General features: G+C 54.6%; 18 protein-coding genes. 4 read left to right on the top strand and 14 right to left on the bottom strand.

Translation table 11 applies throughout. The features are described 5' to 3' along the window. The first annotated feature begins 56 nt into the window (after positions 1-56). Positions 57-665 carry an SMI1/KNR4 family protein gene (locus O3S68_RS00395; protein WP_269230574.1) on the top strand — a complete coding sequence of 203 codons (609 nt, stop codon included), beginning with the start codon at positions 57-59 and terminating at the stop codon, positions 663-665. A gap of 170 nt (positions 666-835) precedes the next feature. Here O3S68_RS00395 and O3S68_RS00390 read toward each other — a convergent pair whose 3' ends face one another. From O3S68_RS00390 to guaB, 3 genes are all read right to left on the bottom strand, one after another. Further along, positions 836-2,374 (bottom strand): methyl-accepting chemotaxis protein, encoded by a 1,539-nt coding sequence (locus tag O3S68_RS00390; protein WP_045510386.1) that lies wholly within the window; start codon positions 2,372-2,374, stop codon positions 836-838. Between the two features lie 721 nt (positions 2,375-3,095). After that, on the bottom strand, positions 3,096-4,673 hold the full coding sequence (gene guaA / locus O3S68_RS00385; protein WP_020454704.1) for a glutamine-hydrolyzing GMP synthase: 1,578 nt from the start codon (positions 4,671-4,673) through the stop codon (positions 3,096-3,098). 61 nt (positions 4,674-4,734) lie between these two features. Next, positions 4,735-6,201: an IMP dehydrogenase gene (gene guaB, locus O3S68_RS00380; protein ID WP_017458982.1), complete on the bottom strand. Its 1,467-nt coding sequence runs from the start codon at positions 6,199-6,201 to the stop codon at positions 4,735-4,737. 159 nt (positions 6,202-6,360) lie between these two features. Between guaB and xseA the strand changes: the two genes are divergently transcribed. The 3 genes from xseA to O3S68_RS00365 all read left to right on the top strand — a co-directional run bounded on the left by xseA (position 6,361) and on the right by O3S68_RS00365 (position 9,172). Continuing rightward, entirely contained in the window at positions 6,361-7,734 is a 1,374-nt protein-coding gene (gene xseA / locus O3S68_RS00375) for an exodeoxyribonuclease VII large subunit (protein WP_269230573.1), read from the top strand. A 71-nt stretch (positions 7,735-7,805) separates the two neighbouring features. Next, positions 7,806-8,831 carry a M4 family metallopeptidase gene (locus tag O3S68_RS00370; protein WP_020454706.1) on the top strand — a complete coding sequence of 342 codons (1,026 nt, stop codon included), beginning with the start codon at positions 7,806-7,808 and terminating at the stop codon, positions 8,829-8,831. Continuing rightward, positions 8,831-9,172, top strand: coding sequence for a protealysin inhibitor emfourin (locus tag O3S68_RS00365; RefSeq protein WP_044489702.1), 342 nt, complete (start codon positions 8,831-8,833; stop codon positions 9,170-9,172). Before O3S68_RS00370 ends, O3S68_RS00365 begins: the two co-directional genes overlap by 1 nt. Here the strand turns inward: O3S68_RS00365 and O3S68_RS00360 are convergent. From O3S68_RS00360 to pbpC, 11 genes are all read right to left on the bottom strand, one after another. Next, on the bottom strand, positions 9,169-9,384 hold the full coding sequence (locus O3S68_RS00360; RefSeq protein WP_020454708.1) for a zinc ribbon domain-containing protein: 216 nt from the start codon (positions 9,382-9,384) through the stop codon (positions 9,169-9,171). The two genes, O3S68_RS00365 and O3S68_RS00360, sit on opposite strands and share 4 nt — an antisense overlap. 96 nt (positions 9,385-9,480) lie before the next feature. Then, positions 9,481-9,873, bottom strand: coding sequence for a cell envelope integrity TolA C-terminal domain-containing protein (locus O3S68_RS00355; RefSeq protein ID WP_269230572.1), 393 nt, complete (start codon positions 9,871-9,873; stop codon positions 9,481-9,483). 167 nt (positions 9,874-10,040) lie between these two features. Then, positions 10,041-11,516 carry a ribosome biogenesis GTPase Der gene (gene der / locus O3S68_RS00350; RefSeq protein WP_020454710.1) on the bottom strand — a complete coding sequence of 492 codons (1,476 nt, stop codon included), beginning with the start codon at positions 11,514-11,516 and terminating at the stop codon, positions 10,041-10,043. Positions 11,517-11,636: 120 nt separating this feature from the next. Next, positions 11,637-12,815, bottom strand: coding sequence for an outer membrane protein assembly factor BamB (gene bamB, locus O3S68_RS00345; protein ID WP_020454711.1), 1,179 nt, complete (start codon positions 12,813-12,815; stop codon positions 11,637-11,639). A gap of 10 nt (positions 12,816-12,825) precedes the next feature. Then, a complete protein-coding gene (locus tag O3S68_RS00340) occupies positions 12,826-13,446 on the bottom strand; it encodes a YfgM family protein (RefSeq protein ID WP_017458990.1) in 621 nt (206 codons plus the stop codon). A 36-nt stretch (positions 13,447-13,482) separates the two neighbouring features. Beyond that, on the bottom strand, positions 13,483-14,757 hold the full coding sequence (gene hisS / locus O3S68_RS00335; protein WP_020454712.1) for a histidine--tRNA ligase: 1,275 nt from the start codon (positions 14,755-14,757) through the stop codon (positions 13,483-13,485). Positions 14,758-14,866: 109 nt separating this feature from the next. After that, the gene (gene ispG / locus O3S68_RS00330) at positions 14,867-15,985 is read right to left on the bottom strand and encodes a flavodoxin-dependent (E)-4-hydroxy-3-methylbut-2-enyl-diphosphate synthase (RefSeq protein ID WP_017458992.1); all 1,119 of its coding nucleotides are present in this window, start codon (positions 15,983-15,985) and stop codon (positions 14,867-14,869) included. A 26-nt stretch (positions 15,986-16,011) separates the two neighbouring features. Beyond that, on the bottom strand, positions 16,012-17,019 hold the full coding sequence (rodZ, locus tag O3S68_RS00325) for a cytoskeleton protein RodZ (RefSeq protein ID WP_020454714.1): 1,008 nt from the start codon (positions 17,017-17,019) through the stop codon (positions 16,012-16,014). 291 nt (positions 17,020-17,310) lie between these two features. Beyond that, entirely contained in the window at positions 17,311-18,477 is a 1,167-nt protein-coding gene (locus O3S68_RS00320; RefSeq protein WP_045510414.1) for a bifunctional tRNA (adenosine(37)-C2)-methyltransferase TrmG/ribosomal RNA large subunit methyltransferase RlmN, read from the bottom strand. 181 nt (positions 18,478-18,658) lie between these two features. Continuing rightward, positions 18,659-19,090 (bottom strand): nucleoside-diphosphate kinase, encoded by a 432-nt coding sequence (gene ndk / locus O3S68_RS00315; protein WP_017458995.1) that lies wholly within the window; start codon positions 19,088-19,090, stop codon positions 18,659-18,661. Between the two features lie 150 nt (positions 19,091-19,240). Continuing rightward, positions 19,241-21,565, bottom strand: a complete 2,325-nt coding sequence (gene pbpC, locus O3S68_RS00310) for a peptidoglycan glycosyltransferase PbpC (protein ID WP_269230571.1) — start codon at positions 21,563-21,565, stop codon at positions 19,241-19,243. Position 21,566: the final 1 nt, after the last annotated feature.

Genomic DNA, 21,566 nt, shown 5'->3' with positions numbered 1-21,566 from the left:
CATGGCGAATATAAGCGATCCTGTGAGCCGCCGGAGTAAATCAGCAGGGGAAAAAAATGAATCCAGATAGCAGTGAACTGCCGCCCTTAGCGTGGCCAGAATTTACCGATGAGACAGCACGGTTGGCCTGGTGGCGCGCCTGCGTACAGGCCTGGCGCGAACAGTGGAATAACCCTGCGCCAGTGGCTCCGGTTAACGCCAAAGAGATTGCAGCGCTTGAACAACGTCTGGGCTGCGCGCTCCCGCCGCTGCTTCGCCGTTATCATGAAACGCTCGGCGCACTCGAACTGGCCGAAAGGTTGTGCAGTATCACGCCCGCGAAATACGCCAGCATTGAACCGCTGTTAGCGGCTTATCCCGGCATTCATGACATTCTCGAAAGTGCGGCAGACGCAGCGTCGCAATGGGCGCTGGTCCATCAGTTAATCGTCTTTGGCGACTACCTGGGCAACGGCAATTTGTGGTGCTTTCACCGGGAAACCGGCGAAGTGTGGTATTTCGATCACGACAGCTCGCCGATGTTGACGCAGGTTTTCGCCGACGTGGGGCAGTACCTCGACATGCTGATGTTCAAATGCCTGCTGGAAGCCCACGGCGAGGAAGATAACGAAGATCTGCTGCGCGAACACCTGGGTGATGACGTTGTGGAAAAGTGGATGTACTGAGCAGCGCTATATTGGAACAGCAGCAGCGATGTGGCCACGTCCGCGCCTTTCATGAGCGCTTCTGTACTGTCGACCAATACGTTGAATAGCGGGTAACCGGGTAACGACGAACCATTAAAGAATCGCAAACAAGGCAGGCATAAACCTGCCTTGTTTTTTTTGACAAAACGTTAGCTCAGTTTAAAAACGGCTACCGTCTCTTCCAGCAATTGAGACTGCTCTTTAAGCGAATGCGCTGCTGCAGATGCTTCTTCGACTAACGCGGCGTTCTGCTGCGTTACCGTGTCCATCTGCGCAACAGCCTGGTTTATCTGCTCAATACCGCGACTCTGTTCACCGGTCGAGAGCGCAATTTCCGCCATCAGTTCAGAAACCTGCTTAACGGTGCTGATAATGCGTTGCATGCTTTCGCCCGCCTGCGACACCCTTTCGCTACCCAGCAGCACCTGTCGGCCGGATTCCTCAATAAGCTCTTTGATCTCTTTCGCCGCGAGTGACGAACGCTGCGCCAGATTACGGACTTCGCTTGCCACGACGGCAAACCCGCGCCCCTGCTCGCCGGCTCTTGCCGCTTCAACCGCTGCGTTGAGTGCCAGGATATTGGTCTGGAAAGCAATGTCTTCGATTAAGGAAATGATGGTGTCGATTTTGCCGGCGCTGGATTCGATCTCTTTCATCGACATCACTGCTTTTTCAACAATCGTATTCCCTTCCTGCGCGGAGCTGCGCATCGCCGTCGCAAGGGTATTTGCCTGTTGAGTGTTTTCGGAGGTGTGCTTAACCGTTGAAGTCAGCTGTTCCATGCTGGCAGCGGTCTGCCCAAGAGAAGCCGCCTGCTCTTCGGTACGGGCCGAGAGATCGGTATTACCGGCAGCGATTTCTTCTGCCGCATGAGCCACGCTCTGGCTGGAATTACGCACCTGAGCAATGATTTCCAGAAGAGCAAGACGCATTTGCTCCAGCGAACCGAGCATGTCGCCAATCTCGTCTTTAGAACCGTAAACAACAGGAGTGTGCAGCTCCCCTGCCGCCATCTTCTGGCAGTGCAAACGTGCGGCATCCAGCGGCGAAAGAACACGGCGACGCAGCAGGATAAAGATAGCGACAATGATCAAGGTAAACAGTAAGGCGAAAACACCAATGGTCACCATGCTGTTCACGAAGCGATTCTGCGCGTCGTTGTTAAGGCGCTGGGCGTACTTTTCGCGAAAGGCCAGCAGGTTATCGAGAGTGATTTCAAACTGACGATCAAGCTGCGGGATGGTGGTGCTGACGAGCTGGTTGAAACGCGCCGTGTCGTTGTTGCTCGCGGCGTCCATCAACGGTCGCAACCCTTGATCAACATACGTTTGCCAGGCCTGGCTGTAAGGCGCGGAAAGCGCCTCTTCGCCCTCGACAGGTGGCGCAGCCTTGTAGTTGTTGAACGCATCGGTGGCTTTTTGCATCACCGCTTTCGCGCTCTCAAGCGACGCATCCGTTTTCTGTTTGTCGCCCAGGGAGGCGTTAATCATGGCTTCCATCAGGCGCACACGCAGTGTGCGGCTATGGTTAATCGGGTCAATAACCGACAACACGACCCTGATCTCTTTGTTCACGTTATCCAGCGACTGGTTGCTGTGAGTAAGTGACCAAAGGTTAGAAGCCGAGCTGATGAGAAAAATACCAAGTAACAGACTAAAAACGAGAAATGAAAAACGCCTAACTGACATATTTATTACCCAGGGTTGAGGTGATTTCATGAATTTCTGCTCCCTTTGAAAGAAGCATACCGAAGACAACTTATCGGCAATCTGGCGTTAAAATTTAATTTAAATCACATTACACATTTGAATCAAAGAGTTAGAAAGAAGGTACTTGTGAGAAAGAAAATATGCTTAGGATTCACCAATTTATTCAAACTAACGTTTCAAATATGTCGTTTCATGGAATAGCTATTCATCCTGGCGATGAACCGAATTTGTTCAAAAAACGCACATTCATGGCATCAAATGGAAGGCAGAAAAAGGAATTTATGCGCAGGAGGAGAAATACAGGTACAGGTGGCTGATAATTTAAAAGCACGGAATTCGAAACAGAAGAGGCTTTTCCATCGCTATAAGGAAGAAAAAGGGAATAAAAACGTTAAATTAAACTTCTAACTGTGTTTTCTGATTAAATCATTTTTATAAATATCAAAGCGGTGTTTAAAGAGCTTTTCATAATCTTAATTTCCATTTGAGTGCTTATATTCTTAATCAATCACACCAAATAAATATGAAGCATCGACAAGAGGTTATATAAAAAATACCTGATAGCACTTATACTATTAAGCCTCCTCACAACGGGACAAAGATATTGAGTTAATTGCCAATAAGTTCCGCAAAAACGCCATAAACAAAAAAGCCCGCTTTCGCGGGCTTAATATTTCTAATATTCAGCAGGAACTAAATCTTATTCCCACTCAATCGTAGCTGGCGGTTTACCGCTGATGTCATACACCACGCGGGAAATACCGTTCACTTCGTTGATGATGCGGTTGGAGACGCGGCCGAGGAAATCGTACGGCAGATGTGCCCAGTGTGCGGTCATAAAGTCGATGGTTTCTACTGCACGCAAAGAAACAACCCAGTCGTATTTACGACCGTCGCCCATCACGCCCACGGAGCGAACCGGCAGGAACACGGTGAAAGCCTGGCTCACTTTGTTGTAGAGATCGGCTTTATGCAGCTCTTCGATAAAGATCGCATCCGCGCGGCGCAGCAGGTCGCAATACTCTTTCTTCACTTCGCCCAGCACGCGAACACCGAGGCCCGGCCCCGGGAACGGATGGCGGTACAGCATGTCGTACGGCAGGCCCAGTTCCAGACCAATTTTACGCACTTCGTCTTTGAACAGCTCACGCAGCGGTTCAACCAGCCCCATCTTCATCTCTTTCGGCAGGCCGCCCACGTTGTGGTGAGATTTAATAACGTGCGCTTTACCGGTTGCCGAAGCAGCGGATTCGATCACGTCCGGGTAAATGGTGCCCTGCGCCAGCCATTTCACGTCTTCCAGCTTCAGTGCTTCTTCGTCGAACACTTCCACGAACACGCGGCCGATGATCTTACGTTTTGCTTCCGGATCGTTCTCACCGGCCAGTGCGGCCAGGAAACGGGATTCCCCTTCAACATGAACAATGTTCAGACCGAAGTGGTCGCCAAACATGTCCATTACCTGCTGAGCTTCGTTCAGACGCAGCAGACCGTTATCAACGAATACGCAGGTCAGGTTTTTGCCAATGGCGCGGTGCAGCAGCATCGCGGTCACTGAAGAATCCACGCCGCCGGAGAGGCCGAGGATCACTTTGTCATCGCCAACCTGCTGACGGATGCGCTCAACGGCGTCATCGATAATTTTTGCCGGCGTCCACAGCGCTTCACATTCGCAGATATCGCGCACAAAGCGCTCCAGCATACGCAGGCCCTGGCGGGTGTGGGTCACTTCCGGGTGGAACTGCACGCCATAGAAGCGTTTTTCTTCGTTCGCCATGATGGCGAACGGGCAGCTTTCGGTGCTGGCTACGGTGACGAAGTCAGACGGGATCGCCGTCACTTTGTCGCCGTGGCTCATCCACACGTCCAGCAGCACTTTGCCTTCTGCGGTCAGCGAATCTTCAATACCGCGAACCAGCGCGCTGTCGGTCTGTACTTCAACCTGCGCGTAGCCGAATTCACGCTCGTTAGAACCTTCAACGTGGCCGCCGAGCTGCATCGCCATGGTCTGCATGCCGTAGCAGACGCCCAGCACCGGCACGCCAGCTTCGAACACATATTGCGGTGCGCGCGGGCTGTTGTCTTCAGTGGTGCTTTCCGGGCCGCCGGAGAGGATGATGCCGCTTGGATTGAAGTCGCGGATCTGCGCTTCGGTGACATCCCACGCCCACAGTTCGCAGTAAACGCCCAGTTCACGCACGCGGCGCGCAACCAGTTGGGTGTACTGAGAACCAAAATCGAGGATAAGAATACGATGTTTATGAATGTTGTCCGTCATTGACGTTACTTCCGAGGCAAGTTACGAAAGCGCCCGGTGAGAGCACCGGGCGCGAAAATCATTAAGAACCCATGCGGTAATTCGGGGATTCCTTGGTGATGGTCACGTCGTGAACGTGGCTTTCCTGAATGCCCGCGCCGCTAATGCGCACGAATTCCGCTTTGGTGCGCAGGTCGTCGATAGTACCACAGCCGGTCAGACCCATACAGGAGCGCAGGCCGCCCATCTGCTGGTGAATGATCTCTTTCAGGCGGCCTTTGTAAGCCACGCGGCCTTCGATACCTTCCGGCACCAGTTTGTCGGCGGCGTTATCGCTCTGGAAGTAGCGGTCAGAAGAGCCTTTGGACATCGCGCCCAGCGAGCCCATGCCACGGTAGGATTTGTAAGAGCGGCCCTGGTAGAGTTCGATTTCGCCCGGGGATTCTTCGGTCCCGGCAAGCATTGAGCCAACCATCACCGCGGCAGCGCCTGCGGCGATGGCTTTGGCGATGTCGCCAGAGAAACGGATACCGCCATCGGCAATAACCGGAATACCGGTGCCTTCCAGCGCTTCAACCGCGTCGGAAACGGCGGTGATCTGCGGAACGCCCACACCAGTCACGATACGCGTCGTACAGATGGAGCCAGGGCCGATACCGACTTTCACCGCGCTGACGCCAGCTTCTGCCAGTGCGCGAGCACCTGCGCCAGTTGCGACGTTACCGCCGATGATTTGCAGATCCGGGTATTTAGCACGGGTTTCGCGAATGCGCTGCAGCACGCCTTCGGAGTGACCGTGAGAGGAGTCAATCAGCAGCACGTCCACGCCTGCGGCAACCAGCGCGTCAACGCGCTCTTCGTTGCCCGCACCTGCGCCAACCGCGGCGCCAACGCGCAGTTGGCCCTGCTCATCTTTACAGGCGTTTGGTTTACGTTCAGCTTTCTGGAAATCTTTAACGGTGATCATGCCGCGCAGGTGGAAGCTTTCGTCGACAACCAGCGCTTTCTCAACGCGTTTTTCGTGCATTTTAGCGAACACAACTTCGCGCGATTCACCTTCACGTACGGTGACCAGACGCTCTTTCGGCGTCATGTACACGCTAACAGGCTGGTTCAGGTCGGTAACGAAACGCACGTCACGACCGGTAATGATGCCAACCAGCTCGTTGTCGCCATTCACAACCGGGTAACCGGCAAAGCCGTTACGTTCGGTCAGCTCTTTCACTTCGCGCAGGGTGGTGGTCGGCAGAACGGTTTGCGGGTCTTTAACCACGCCGGATTCATGTTTCTTCACGCGGCGAACTTCTTCCGCCTGGCGCTCAATCGACATGTTTTTGTGAATAAAGCCAATGCCGCCTTCCTGTGCCAGGGCAATTGCCAGGCGCGCTTCCGTCACGGTATCCATCGCCGCAGAGAGCATAGGAATGTTCAGGCGAATGGTTTTAGTGAGCTGCGTGCTCAAGTCGGCAGTATTCGGCAGAACGGTGGAATGAGCGGGAACGAGGAGGACGTCGTCAAACGTCAGTGCTTCTTTAGCGATACGTAGCATGGGCAATATCTCTGACCTGGGGGGTTAAATATTGCCGTGGCATTATACAGAGCGTAACCGATTGCATCCACACTTTTTTAAGAAAAATACTTGCCATCCCCTCGTTTCGGGTTACTATCGAACGAATAACTTGCTGATTTAGAATTTGATCTGGCTCACATGTCGTCGTTCCAATCCCCCTCAATTTTTACGGTTAGCCGCCTTAATCAGTCGGTGCGCTTACTGCTGGAACGCGAACTCGGCCAGGTGTGGATCAGCGGGGAAATCTCCAACTTTACCCAGCCCGCTTCCGGTCACTGGTACTTCACCTTAAAAGACGATACCGCCCAGGTGCGCTGCGCGATGTTCCGCAACAGCAACCGTCGCGTCACGTTTCGCCCGCAGCACGGCCAGCAAGTGCTGGTACGCGCCAATATCACGCTGTATGAACCGCGCGGCGAATACCAGATTATTGTCGAGAGCATGCAACCGGCTGGTGAAGGTTTGCTGCAACAGAAGTATGAGCAACTTAAAGCTAAGCTTGCGGCCGAAGGGCTGTTCGACCAGCAATTCAAAAAACCGCTGCCCTCGCCCGCCCATTGCGTTGGTGTTATCACGTCTAAAACCGGCGCCGCGCTGCACGATATTCTGCATGTACTGAAACGCCGCGACCCGTCACTGCCGGTGGTGATTTACCCGACTGCAGTACAGGGCGAAGATGCGCCCGCGCAGATTGTGCGCGCCATTGAGCTGGCTAACGCCCGCGAAGAGTGCGACGTACTGATTGTTGGTCGCGGCGGCGGTTCGCTGGAAGATTTGTGGAGCTTTAACGACGAGCGCGTGGCGCGGGCGATTTTTGCCAGCCGCATTCCGGTAGTCAGCGCCGTTGGGCATGAAACCGATGTGACCATTGCCGATTTTGTTGCCGACCTGCGCGCGCCAACGCCCTCTGCGGCGGCGGAAATTGTCAGCCGTAACCAACTGGAGCTGCTACGCCAGGTTCAGGCGATGCAACAGCGTTTAGAAATGTCGATGGATTACTATCTGGCAGGCCGTAGTCGCCGTTTTGCCCAGGTCCACCATCGTCTGCAACAACAGCATCCGCAACTGCGTCTGGCGCGCCAGCAAACTGTGCTGGAACGCCTGCAACAGCGCATGCATAACGCGCTGGATAATCAGTTAAAACGCGCTTCCGTGCGCCAGCAGCGAACAGTACAGCGTCTGAATCAGCAAAACCCGCAGCCGCGTATTCACCGGGCGCAAAGCCGCATTCAGCAACTGGAATATCGTCTGAGCCAGAATATTCGTGACCGCCTGAGCGGCACACGTGAACGTTTTGGTACGGCAATCACTCACCTTGAAGCGGTCAGCCCGCTGGCAACGCTGGCGCGTGGCTACAGCGTAACCACAGCAATCGACGGCAAAGTGCTGAAACAGACCAAACAGGTAAAATCGGGCGACAAACTGACCACGCGGCTGAACGACGGCTGGGTAGAGAGTGAAGTCAGTGCCGTTACGCCCGTGAAAAAAACGCGCCAACGTAAATCCTCTTAATTAGCGCGCTCAATAAATCAGACGAACCTATACTTTTTGTTGTTCTTTTTTGTTTTATCAAGGAGATCAACATGAATGCACGTCATCCATACAGTGTTATCCCGCCTTATATCCTGCGCCGCATTATCGACAATGGCTCTGAACTCCAGCAACGCTGCGCCCGCCAGACCTTAACGCATGTACAAACGTTGATGGCGCACAGCCACGGCAAAGTCGATGCGCCGCTGGTCACTTCGCCCGGCGAACTGGTACGCGATATTTATGACGCTCAGCAAAAAGAGACATTGCCCGGTGAGCAGGTACGCTATGAGGGCCAGCCACCGACGGGTGATGTCGCCGTCACCGAAGCGTACGACTACCTGGGTGTCACCCATGATTTCTTCTGGCAGGTTTATCAGCGCAACTCGCTGGATAACCAGGGGCTAATCCTCAGCGGCACCGTGCATTACGGCAAGGATTACCAGAACGCTTTTTGGAATGGTCAGCAGATGGTGTTTGGCGATGGTGATGGTGAGATCTTCAACCGTTTTACCATTGCCATTGACGTGGTAGCGCATGAACTGAGCCACGGCGTCACAGAAACGGAAGCCGGGCTGATCTATTTTGAACAAGCTGGCGCATTAAATGAGTCATTATCCGATGTGTTCGGTTCGCTGGTAAAACAGTACCACCAGCAGCAGACGGCGGATCAGGCGGACTGGATCATTGGCGAAGGCTTGCTGGCAAAAGGCATTCATGGCAAGGGGCTGCGTTCGATGTCGAAGCCGGGAACGGCTTATGACGATCCGTTACTGGGTAAAGATCCGCAGCCTGCGCATATGAAAGATTTTATTAAAACGCGTGAGGATAACGGCGGCGTACACCTGAATTCCGGCATTCCTAACCGGGCATTTTACCTGGCGGCAACCGCTATAGGTGGCTATGCATGGGAAAAAGCCGGATACGCCTGGTATGACACGGTGTGTGATAAGTCACTGGCGCAAAATGCCGACTTCGCCACCTTCGCCAAATTCACCATCAAACATGGCGAAAAACGGTCCGGCAAGAAAGTCGCCGCTGCTATCGAACAGGCGTGGAAAGATGTCGGAGTTTTATGATGAACGAACCCGAATTAACCGACGACGCGGTAGTCGAGTTAGCCCGTGAAGGCGGGCTGGCTTACATTCCTAAACTGAGCGGCGCGCGAAAAATCGTCATCGCCCAGCTCAGTGCGGAGCAGCGCCAGCGGCTGGTGGACATCTTGCACCAGACGCTCCCGCTCGCTGAGCCACCAGGCCAGCCGGACTCTCCGGGCAGCGGCGATCAGCGCTTCTACCGTTTGCAGATCACCTGGACCGCCCAGCAAACGGATGTGCTGCTGCTTATCCCGGAAAGCAAAGCGCCACCGTCGTTTGTCGAACTGTGGCGCGAAGGGGAAGACTGTATTTGCAAACCTTAGAGCAGCGTAAACTCGACGCGTTTTTTCGAAATCAGCCCGTGGCCGTGCTGGCAGAAAAAGTCCACCGCGCCACAGGCTTTTAACACTTCCAGAGGCTGGTGGCACTCCGGGCAATGTGCTTGTACTTCAATGTCTTTGCCGCAGCCGTCGCAGTGAGCATGTGTTCCCACTACTTGCAGCGGGTTATGGCAAGTCGGGCAGGTAAGTTCCATAAGGCGCTCCTTAATTTTTCACGGGGTTTATCATACACCGCTGGCGACAAAAAACTCGCCTGCAGACGGGTTAAGTGCCGCGTCAGGTTTGGTTTGCTATTCGCCCACCATCACGAAGCGGGAGCTCTCGAATGCCTGATAAATCCGCTGAGAAGGAAATGCCGGGAATGTCGCCCGTTGCGCTGCGGTTTTCAGCGCTGCACAGTAAGCTCTATTCCCTTCCCTCGTCTCGATATTGTTCAGTTTGCCATCATAGGCAAATTCCATATGTAAGCGGCATTTTTTCCCTTTCCATTCAGAGCGATCGGCAAGTCGTGATTCGATAGCGTTTTTTATCGCGCGGGCCTGTTTCCCGTACTCATCCTGATCGGTAAAGCGCCCTGAGTCGCAACTACCAAGCGCAGTGGTTTTATGGCAACCGGAGGGGTGAAGCGGTGTGCAACCTGTCATTACACTGCCCAGCAGTATTAACAGTAAAACCTTCTTCATTTCATATCCCTTTTGAAATTATTTATTGAAGCCAGTTATTAACCCGTTGTTTTTATAGCTATAAAGAGTGTACTGCTATCGACAGGCTGAAACAGCACCTGAATTTTGTAGGTGAGCCAATTCTGGCAAACAAAAAACCCGCCAGGCGGCGGGTTTGAAGCAAGTGATTACTTACTTTTTTTGATGTGCTTAATCAGGCGCTTACGTTTACGCATCTGGTTCGGGGTCAGGGTGTTACGCTTTTCAGCAAACGGGTTTTCCCCTTCTTTGAACTGAATACGGATTGGCGTACCCATCACATCCAGCGATTTGCGGAAATAGTTCATCAAATAGCGTTTGTAAGAATCCGGCAAATCTTTTACCTGATTGCCGTGGATCACCACAATCGGCGGGTTATAACCACCGGCGTGGGCATATTTCAGCTTCACGCGACGACCACGCACCAGCGGCGGCTGATGATCTTCCGCCGCCATGTTCATGATGCGGGTCAGCAATGCGGTACTGACACGGCGAGTGGAGCTGTCATAAGCTTCGCGAACGGATTCAAACAGGTTGCCAACGCCGCTGCCGTGCAGCGCAGAAATAAAGTGCACGCGGGCGAAATCAATAAAGCCCAGGCGGTAATCCAGCGTCTCTTTCACCTGCTCTTTCACTTCCTGGCTCAGACCGTCCCATTTATTGACGACGATAACCAGCGAGCGACCGCTGTTAAGAATAAAGCCGAGCAGCGATAAATCCTGATCGGAGATACCTTCACGGGCATCAATAACCAGCAGCACGACGTTTGCGTCTTCAATAGCCTGCAGCGTTTTGATAACTGAGAACTTTTCTACCACATCGGTGATTTTGCCGCGTTTACGCACACCAGCGGTGTCGATAAGTACGTACTCACGCTCATCGCGCTGCATTGGAATGTAGATGCTGTCGCGCGTGGTGCCCGGCATGTCATACACCACCACACGCTCTTCACCGAGAATGCGGTTAGTCAGTGTGGACTTACCGACGTTCGGACGCCCGACAATAGCCAGTTTGATCGGCAGATCCTGCGGGTTGAAATCGTCTTCCGGCTCTTCTTTCTCGCCGTTTTCGTTAGCTTCGAACTGCGCCCAGTATTCGGCGTCTTCATCCACCTCTTCCGGCGGGTTGAGCTCGTCCATCCACGGCATCAGCACATGTTCAAGCAAGCTGGTCACACCGCGCCCGTGGGAGGCGGCGATAGCGTGGATTTCACCCAGACCGAGGGAGTAAAAATCGGCCGTTGCCTGATCCGGATCCAGACCGTCGGTTTTGTTCGCCACCAGGAAGGTCGGTTTTTCACGTGAACGCAGGTGTTTGGCAATGGCCGAATCGGCAGGCATCAGCCCCGCGCGCGCATCGACCATAAACAGCACGACATCAGCTTCTTCAATCGCCAGCAGCGACTGTTCCGCCATGCGCGTTTCCACGCCGTCTTCGGTGCCATCAATACCGCCGGTATCGATACAGATAAATTCGCGGCCTTCAACTTCAGCACGACCGTACTTACGGTCACGAGTCAGACCCGGGAAATCCGCCACCAGCGCATCACGGGTGCGTGTTAAACGGTTAAATAGCGTGGATTTTCCAACGTTAGGGCGCCCGACAAGCGCGACCACAGGTACCATGTTTAAAGCCTCATTACAGAAAATTCATTAGCAAAACGTCGCGGATTGCGCGCCGTTTTAAAAACAGGAAAACGGCTCCTGCAACAGGAGCCGTCTTCAGGAACGACAAACCCGACGCGCTTAGCGCGAAAGGGCGTACACTGTACCGTCTTTCGCCTGGATCAGCAGTTTGCCACCGGCAACCACCGGCTCGGTCAGGAAACCGGAGCTGTCGACTTTCTGTTGCGCGACAAAGCGCCCGTCTTCGACGTTAATCCAGTGCACGTAGCCTTCGCTATCGCCTGTCACAATGTAACCATTATACAACGCCGGAGCGGTAAGGTTACGGTGCAGCAGGTCACTTTGCGTCCACAGGGTTACGCCACCGTCGGTAGTCAGCGCCAGAATACGATCGCTCTGGTCGATCATATAGATGCGGTTACCATCAACCACGAAATCGCTCACTGAGCCCAGCTCGCGTTTCCACATAATCTGGCCGCTACGCAGATCCAGCGCGGTCATGTTGCCGTTATAGGCCAGCGCGTAAACCACGTTGCCAACAACAACCGGCGTGGTATCGACATCGCTCAGACGATCGATCTCTGTCGGGCCATTAGCCTGGGAGATGCGCTGCTGCCAAATCATCTGGCCCTGCTGCATCAATACCGCGCTTACGCGACCGTTATCACCGCCGACAATGGCAGCGCCAAAGGCGGTAGTCGGAGCGGATTCACCGCGCAGAGAAAGCGCAGGCATATCGAGGTTGACGGTCCATTTGGTTGCGCCATCGCTTTCGTTCAGCGCCTGCAACTGACCGTTGCTGGTATGGATCAGCACTAAACCGTCGCTTACTACCGGGCGAGAAAGCGCTTCGCCAGCGACTTTCGTTTTCCACGCCTGCGAACCATCGCTGGTGTTCAGTGCGTAAACCTGCGCTTTTTCGCTGCCCACATAAACATGACCACCGGAAACGGTCACACCGCCAGAAAGCAGTGCAGCGCGAGTGGAGAACCAGCCATCTTTTTCAGCCAGGTTAACCGACCAAATTTCATGTCCATCTTCAATGCTAACCGCTTTCACCACACCGTGACGATCGGCGGCGTAAACCACGCCATCAGCAAAAGCCGGATGCAGGTTAGAGTAGAAGTCACCAATACCGTTGCCCACGGAGGTGCTCCATGACGTGGTCGGGGTGAACTGGTTTTCAACCACCGGCAACGGGGACATTTTGACAACATCTTCTTCGCTGTTAAACAGGGAACAGCCGCTCAAAAGCGTGACGGAAAGCAGCCCTGGCAGAAGTAATTTACGCAATTGCATCGGGTCCCTCTTAGATGGACAAATTATTGATTTTCATCTGCATCATTTCACTCAGCGCAGGAGAAGCATTGTTTTTAATGCCGTTTTCCCATGCGGTGCGCGCACCTTGTTTATCGCCTTTGCTCAGCAGTGCTTCGCCACGCAGATCGGCAACAATCGCTGACCAGCTTTCCGCTTTGACAGCATCCAGCGTTTTCAGCGCAGCGTCTTGTTGCTTTTGCTGTACCTGAATGCGCGCCAGACGCACATTGATTATCGACTTGAGATTTTCATCATTCGTCGCAGCCAGCCCTTGCTGCAGCTGAGCGGCGGCTTTATCCAGTTCGTTCTTTTCAACGTATTGCTGCGCCAGCTCCAGCGACGCCAGCGCGCCGTAGGTGTTTTTGTTGTCAGCCGCGAATTTTTCCGCCGCGGTGAACGACTCTGGTTTGTCCGCCGAAAGCGCGGCAACCGCGTTTTCATAAGCCTGTGAAGAGGCTCTCGCCGTGTCCGCCTGATGGCCGTTCCAGTAGCGCCAGCCAACCAGCGCACCAATACCCAAAACGACGCCAACGGCCAGCGCTTTACCATTCTCGGCAAAGAAGCGCTTAATCGCGTCTACCTGGTCGTTTTCGTTTTCGTAAATTTCCACGCAGTCCTTCTCCTTAACGATAATTCACCGGGGAGATTAGCCCAGTAGTGTGCGCAAATGCGCCGCAACGCTCTCCTGCGTTACCGTACTCTGCTCACCAGAGCGTAAATCCTTCACCACAACATTACCGTCGGCAATTTCAGTTTCACCGAGCACCAGTGCGACGCGAGCGCCCCACTTGTCCGCGCGGGCAAATTGCTTTTTAAAATTGCCGCCGCCGTGGTTCATCATCAGCCGTACGCCAGGTAACGCATCGCGCACCTGTTCACCCAACTGCATAGCAGCGGATTGCGTATTGGCGCCAGACGCCACCAGGTATATATCGACAACGGATTCTGCTTTAAATTCCGGATTAACTGCCTGAACTAACAAAACAAGTCGTTCAAGACCCATTGCGAAGCCAACCGCCGGGGTCGCGCGACCGCCAAGCTGCTCAACCAGGCCGTCATAACGACCACCTGCGCAAACAGTGCCCTGCGCGCCAAGACTGGTGGTTACCCACTCGAAAACAGTGCGGTTGTAGTAGTCCAGACCGCGCACCAGACGCTGGTTCACCGTATAAGCGATACCCGCCGCATCAAGGAATGCGCAAAGACCTGCGAAGTGTTCGCGGGACTCGTCATCAAGGTAATCACCCAGTTTCGGTGCATCGTTCAACAGCGCCTGAATGTCCTGGTTTTTGGTATCCAGTACGCGCAGCGGGTTGGTATACATACGACGCAGGCAGTCCTCGTCCAGCTTATCTTTATGCTGCTCAAGGAAAGCCACCAGCGCATCGCGATAGGTCGCGCGCGCTTCAAGAGAGCCAATAGAGTTGAGCTCGAGCGCAACGTGCGAAGCAATGCCCAGCTCGCGCCACCAGCGTGCGGTCAGCATAATCAGCTCGGCATCGATATCCGGCCCTTGCAGACCAAACACTTCCACACCCAGCTGATGGAACTGACGGTAGCGCCCTTTCTGCGGACGCTCGTAGCGGAACATCGGCCCAACGTACCACAAGCGCTGCTCCTGATTGTACAGCAGACCATGCTCGATGCCGGCGCGTACGCAGCCCGCGGTACCTTCGGGACGCAATGTCAGGCTGTCGCCGTTGCGATCGTCAAAGGTATACATCTCTTTTTCAACCACGTCGGTCACTTCACCGATCGCGCGTTTGAACAGCGGGGTCTGCTCTACAATCGGCAAACGGATTTCACTGTAACCGTAGCTGCCGAGCACGTTTTTTAAAGTGCCTTCAATGCGCTGCCAGATGGCGGTTTCGCCAGGCAGATAATCGTTCATGCCGCGAATGGCTTGAATATTTTTTGCCACGTTTATTCTCTTTATTAATACAAAAAATGAACCCTCAGGGCCGCGACGAACTGCGGGTCGCGCCGGGCGGGTTCATCATACACGGGAAGCCTGCCGCTTCCCAGCAACCTTATTTTTCTACCTGTTGCACATCGATACGACGCGCTTCATCCAGCATTGATGCTTTCGCGCGAATGCGCGCTTCAAGCTGGCTAATCATATCGCTGTTATCCAGGCGGTCTTTGCGCACACCATCTTCGTACAGGCCGCTTTTCTTGTTGCCGCCGGTCACACCCAGCGTGGAAACAAGCGCTTCGCCTGGGCCATTTACCACGCAACCGATAATGGAGACATCCATCGGCGTGATGATATCTTCCAGCCGCTGTTCAAGGGCGTTGACCGTACCGATAACGTCAAATTCCTGGCGGGAACAGGTCGGACAGGCGATAAAGTTAATGCCGCGCGAGCGAATGCGCAGCGATTTCAGGATATCAAAACCGACTTTGATCTCTTCCACCGGATCGGCAGCCAGCGAAATACGCAGCGTGTCGCCAATGCCTTCTGAAAGCAGTAAGCCCAGACCGATTGCAGATTTGACCGCACCTGCACGTGCGCCACCGGCTTCGGTGATGCCAAGATGCAACGGCTGATCGATCTGTTTTGCCAGCAGGCGATAGGATTCAACAGCGAGGAATACGTCCGACGCTTTCACGCTGACTTTGAACTGATCGAAATTCAGGCGATCGAGATGATCGACATGACGCATGGCGGATTCGAGCAGCGCTTGCGGCGTTGGCTCGCCATACTTTTCCTGCAGATCTTTTTCCAGCGAACCGGCGTTAACACCAATGCGAATAGGGATATTTTTATCGCGCGCGCAATCAACAACGGTGCGAATTCGCTCTTCGTTGCCGATATTGCCGGGGTTAATGCGCAGGCAGTCAACGCCATATTCGGCGACTTTCAGCGCAATGCGATAGTCAAAATGGATGTCCGCAACCAGCGGGACACTCACTTGCTGTTTGATCAACTTGAATGCTTCCGCCGCGTCCATGGTCGGGACGGAGACGCGGACGATATCCGCGCCGACGCGCTCAAGCGCTTTGATTTGATTGACCGTAGCTTCAACATCCGTGGTACGGGTGTTTGTCATGGACTGTACGGCGATGGGCGCGCCATCGCCAATGGGCACATTACCAACGTAAATCCGTTTCGATTTCCGACGCTGAATCGGGGCCTGGTTATGCATGAAAAATCTCCCGCGTTGCCCGTCTGTTACTGTGCTGCTGATTGTTCGGCATTGAGGGTCAGACGCGCAACCTGGTTAGTTCTGATAAAACGGCTCAGATCGACAGGTTTACCCTGATACTGAATCTGAACGGCTGACGGCGCGCCAATTTTCAGCTTATATGGCGCCTGACCGGTTAAATTGAGCGTGGCGTCTTTACGTTGCAAGCCACTAAATAATTTCTTCCCGGTGGCATCGCTCACTTCCAGCCAGCAATCGGCAGTAAAGTTCATCACCAGTGCGTTAGTATCTGCTTGCGCACCTGCGACACCGGCCTGGCTGGTCGGGAGCTGTGCAGTATTCGCTGGAGCGGCAGGCTGCTGCATGGCGTCGACATTCGCCTGCGACGGTGCAACAACGGTGTTCTGGTTTGCGGTAGTAGCAGGGGTTTGCGGCGCGCTGGCGGCTGGTGTTTGTGCCGTCGCCGACGGGGCTGGCGCTTCAACAGGCGTGCCGGAATTATCAACCGGGTCTGCTGCAGCCGTGTCGTTATTCAGCGGTACGCTTTGCGCGTTGCTGTTGCCCGCGTTCAATTCCGCAGAAGATTGATCGGCCATGTTGGTGATCTCTTGCTGCTGCGCTTTGTGGTTATCCCACCACCATGCGCCTGTCAGGCCGATTGCGACCAGAAACACCAGCCAGGTGATAAAACTCATCATCCAGCCACCGCGTTTTTTACGCGGTTTGCCTAAAGCAAAAGTCTGCATTGGCGCAACTTTCGCCGCTCTGACCGGCGCTTGTTTTTCAAGAATCGGCAGCAGTTCTTCTTCAGGGATGTGCACAAGGCGGGCATAGGAGCGGATGTAACCGCGTACAAAAGTCGAAGCCAGATCGGCGGGGGACCTGTCCTCTTCGATATCGCGTACCGTGGAGACCTTCAGGCACAAGCGCTCTGCAACCGCTTGCTGGCTGAGTCCAAGTTGTTCACGGGCGTTGCGCAGACGTACGCCAGTGGTTTGTGCTTCATTTTGGTCGTGAGTGGCTTCAGTATTCATTCGCTACAACTACTGGTACGTGAAAATTAAACATTCAGGCGCGCATAACCGCAATGCCTACACGCGCCGCGAAAAAACCGGGTCGGTTAAACCTGGCCCACAGTATAGGACTGTCAGGCTCGTCATAACAGAACAGCTTTCAGCACTTTTTGCTAAACCATTGTTCCATCACTACATACTGCCTTAAAGTCAGGAGAAACGCACCGTAATTATTAATGGCCTGTATGTGTACAGGCCAAATAGTCGACATTTTCACAAAATGCAGCATATTCTTCGCGCTGCAACTTATGATTATAGTGCCTTGATCTCAATAGGCTCGCCCTGCATACGCTTACGCATCGTACGTTTGGTACGGTCAATCACATCGCCCGCCAGCTGTCCACACGCGGCATCGATATCATCGCCACGCGTTTTACGCACGATAGTGGTGAAACCATAACTCATCAGCACTTTACAGAAGCGATCGATACGGCTGTTAGAGCTGCGGCCATACGGCGCGCCCGGGAACGGGTTCCATGGGATCAGGTTAATCTTGCACGGTGTATCTTTCAGCAACTCCGCCAACTGGTGCGCATGTTCAGTGCCATCGTTGACGTGATCCAACATCACATATTCGATGGTCACGCGGCCCTGGTTAGCGTTGGATTTTTCCAGATAACGGCGAACGGCGGCGAGGAAAGTTTCGATGTTGTACTTTTTGTTGATCGGTACAATTTCATCGCGAATTTCGTCATTTGGCGCATGCAGAGAGATAGCCAGCGCAACGTCAATCATATCGCCCAGTTTATCCAGCGCCGGAACCACGCCGGAGGTGGAGAGCGTTACGCGACGTTTGGAGAGACCAAAGCCGAAATCATCCAGCATAATCTCCATCGCCGGAACGACGTTGGTCAGGTTGAGCAGCGGCTCGCCCATGCCCATCATCACCACGTTGGTAATGGGGCGGCTGCCGGTGACTTTCGCCGCGCCGATAATTTTCGCCGCGCGCCACACCTGGCCGATAATTTCCGAAACGCGCAGGTTACGGTTAAAGCCCTGCTGAGCCGTGGAGCAGAATTTGCACTCCAGCGCGCAACCTACCTGGGAAGAGACGCACAACGTCGCGCGATCCTCTTCCGGGATGTAGACGGTTTCAACGCGCTGATCGCCCACGGCAATCGCCCACTTGATGGTGCCGTCGGAGGAACGTTGTTCTTCCACCACTTCCGGCGCACGAATTTCGGCGACTTCTTTTAATTTGTTGCGCAGCACTTTGTTGATGTCGGTCATCTCATCAAAGTCGTCGCTGCAATAGTGGTACATCCACTTCATCACCTGATCGGCGCGGAAGGGTTTTTCGCCTAAGTTTTTGAAAAATTCACGCATCTGCTGACGGTTTAAATCCAGCAGGTTAATTTTTGCATCTTTGTTTGGCACCGTGAGAGCGTCGTTCTCAGGCATGACAATTTGTTCAGTCATAATGTATTCCGGCCTCGTTATTACACGTTGTGGCCCGTGGAGGGTTAAAAAGAAGCGCCCCAGGAAAGCATCGGCTCATCCTGGGGCGCAGCATTGTACAAATTCTGACGCACAGATACCACGTTTGCACGCGGCTTTTCACAAATTAAAGTGTAAACCTCGTTACACGTTTAACGAGTGATTAACGAGTGCGCGGGCACACTTCGCCTTCGGCGAAGAAGTAGGCGATTTCACGCGCAGCGGATTCAACGGAGTCAGAACCATGGGTGCCGTTCTCAGTGAAGCTGTCTGCGTAATCAGCACGCAGCGTGCCTGCCAGCGCGTTAGCCGGGTTGGTTGCGCCCAGCAGGTCACGGTGACGCTGCACCGCGTTTTCACCTTCCAGTACGGAAACCACGATCGGGCCGGAAGTCATGAACTCAACCAGACCGTCAAAGAACGGGCGACCTTCGTGCTCGGCATAGAAACCGCGCGCCTGCTCAACGGTCAGGTGCAGCATTTTGGTGCCGACAATTTTGAACCCTGCCGCTTCAAAGCGAGAGAAGATGCTGCCAATAACGTTTTTTGCCACCGCGTTCGGTTTAATGATGGAAAAAGTACGTTCAATAGCCATGTTTACCTCTGTAAGTTGTTCTGTTGCCCTGAATAGGTGTGGCGCGGATTATAAAGAGCAATACGGGCGTTGCCTATGGATGAAGGTAACATTTTTTTAAAATGAGACTATTTTTAGCAACACTCCCCGCCAACAGCGCCATTTCATTGGTTATTGCACCGCAAACTGTACTGTCGCAATCTGCCCTGCGTCATCCATAACCAATAACTGATACTCCCCGCTTTTATCAAGTTTCAGGCTCAATAAGTTGTTATGCGAGGCTAACGGTTCGCCATTCAAAAACCACCAGCGACTGCCTTCGCCGCCGCTGCTTTGTAGCGGCAGCAAGGCAAACGCCTGGCCGGGTATGCGTCTGATAACCGCACCCTCACGCACGCCGCTTAATAACAGTGGCGGCGGTGCGTTATCGTCACGAGGCGGGCAGCGTTTATCCGCCGCTGGTAAACGGGCAGCGCGGCGTTCACCGGCAGGTAACCACGGCTCCAGCGGTAGCGGCCAGGCAATCCATGTTTTCTGCTGCGCCTCCGGGCAATCTGCGGCAACCCTGCGCCCCTCTTTATTCAGCCAGAGCGGGAAATTGATCCCATGCCCGCCTTCCTGCTCCGGCAATAGCAGCGTTGGCGGCTGGCTACCGTCCAACAGCCAGGTGGTAAGTCGACGGCGACAATTGCTGTCACCAGGCGGCAGGCTTTGCCCACCCGGCCAGCAGATGACGCCGCTGCTGACCGTTTGCGGGCGCGGGTCGCGCGGCAGTCTCGCCTGTTCAAGCGCTGAGCGCGGCTGCAACAGATTATTGACCTGGTTAAGTAACGGCACCGCACTGGCAAAACCGAACTGCCCGGCAACGGGCGTGCCGTCAGGTCGGCCCGTCCAGATGCCTATCACGTAGCGGGCATTAATCCCTATCGCCCAGGCGTCGCGATAGCCATAACTGGTACCGGTTTTCCACGCCAGCGGCACCACCTGCGGCAACGCTTCGTCGGGCACCGGTTGTGCTTCTCCGGCGAGAATGCGGCGAATAATCCACGCCGCGCCCGGCGACATCAATCGCCGCTCCATCAGCGGGGCGTTGGGGGTCAGGCGCAGGCTTCCCGCTTTCCCCTCACGGGCAAACGCGGTGTAAGCAGCCGCAATATCTTCCAGCCGCGCACCCGCGCCGCCAAGGATGAGCGACAGATTTGGTTCCGCCCCGGTCGGCAAAATCAGCGGCAAACCAACGTTACGCAGATTTCCGGCAAATTTTTTCGGCCCGTAGGCTTCCAGCACCTGCACCGCCGGTAAATTAAGGGAGCGTACCAGCGCTTCATTCATGCTTACCGGGCCATGGAAACCACTGTCAAAATTACCGGGCCGATAATCGCCCACCCGGCGCGGCACATCCTGTAACAGTGAGGCCGGATGAATCAGCCCTTCATCCAGCGCGAGGCCATAAATAAAAGGTTTTAACACCGAGCCCGGCGAACGAACGGCGCTAACCATATCCACATGGCTGAAACGGCTGTCGTCATTGATATCCACGGAGCCAACCCAACCGCGCACTTTCATATCCGTGTGGTCAACGACGATTATCGCCAGCGAGCTGCGCGCCGGCAGGCGGCTTTTCACATTTAACGCCAGATCTTCAAGCTGACGTTGCAGGTTGGCATTCAGCGTGGTGGTGATTTTCAGTGCCTTGCTTTCACCAAGCATCCGCCGGGCGAATAGCGGTGCCAGTTGCGGCATCTGACGCGGCGCCAGCCAGACCGGCTCCTCGCGGGACTCCGCCACCTGCGTTGCCGACCACACCTTTTGCGACACCATGCGCTCCAGCACTTTGTCGCGCGCGGCCTGCGCACGTTGCGGCCAGCGATCCGGACGTAAACGGCTGGGTGCCTGCGGCAAAACCGCTAACAGCGCCGCTTCGGAATAGCTGAGTTTCGCAGGCGGTTTACCCAAATAAGCCCAACTCGCTGCGCCCACGCCCTGCAGCGTGCCGCCAAACGGGGCGCGGTTCAGATAAAGGGTGAGTATTTCACGTTTTGAGAGGTGCCACTCCAGTTGCAGCGCCCGCCACAGCTGGCGTACCTTGCCGCCGAAGGTGCGCGGATGCGGATCGAGCAGGCGAGCAACCTGCATGGTCAGCGTGCTGCCACCGGAAACGACATGGCCGGAACGCAGATCCTGCCAGGCTGCGCGCGCAATCGACAGGGGATTCACCCCGGGATGCGCCCAGAACCAGCGATCCTCATACTGGATCAGCGCCTGCAGATAGTGGGGCGATACCTCTTCGATAGTGACCGGGTAGCGCCAGATACCATCGGCATCGGCAAAGCGCCACAGCGGCGTACCGTCTTCGGCCACCACCACCCGCGCCGGATCGACTTCGCTCAGCGGCAGCGGCCAGATCTTGTCGGCAGCCATAACGCCCAACACCAACAGCAGCGGACCACCCACCAGCCAGCGCCAGCGGGTGCGTATCAGACGTACGATCCTCACG

It is taken from the genome of Kosakonia sp. SOY2 (genome assembly GCF_027109175.1).
Classification (GTDB): domain Bacteria; phylum Pseudomonadota; class Gammaproteobacteria; order Enterobacterales; family Enterobacteriaceae; genus Kosakonia.
The sequence above is the reverse complement of the archived record's forward strand: the minus strand, read 5'-3'. Positions and strand labels throughout refer to the sequence as shown.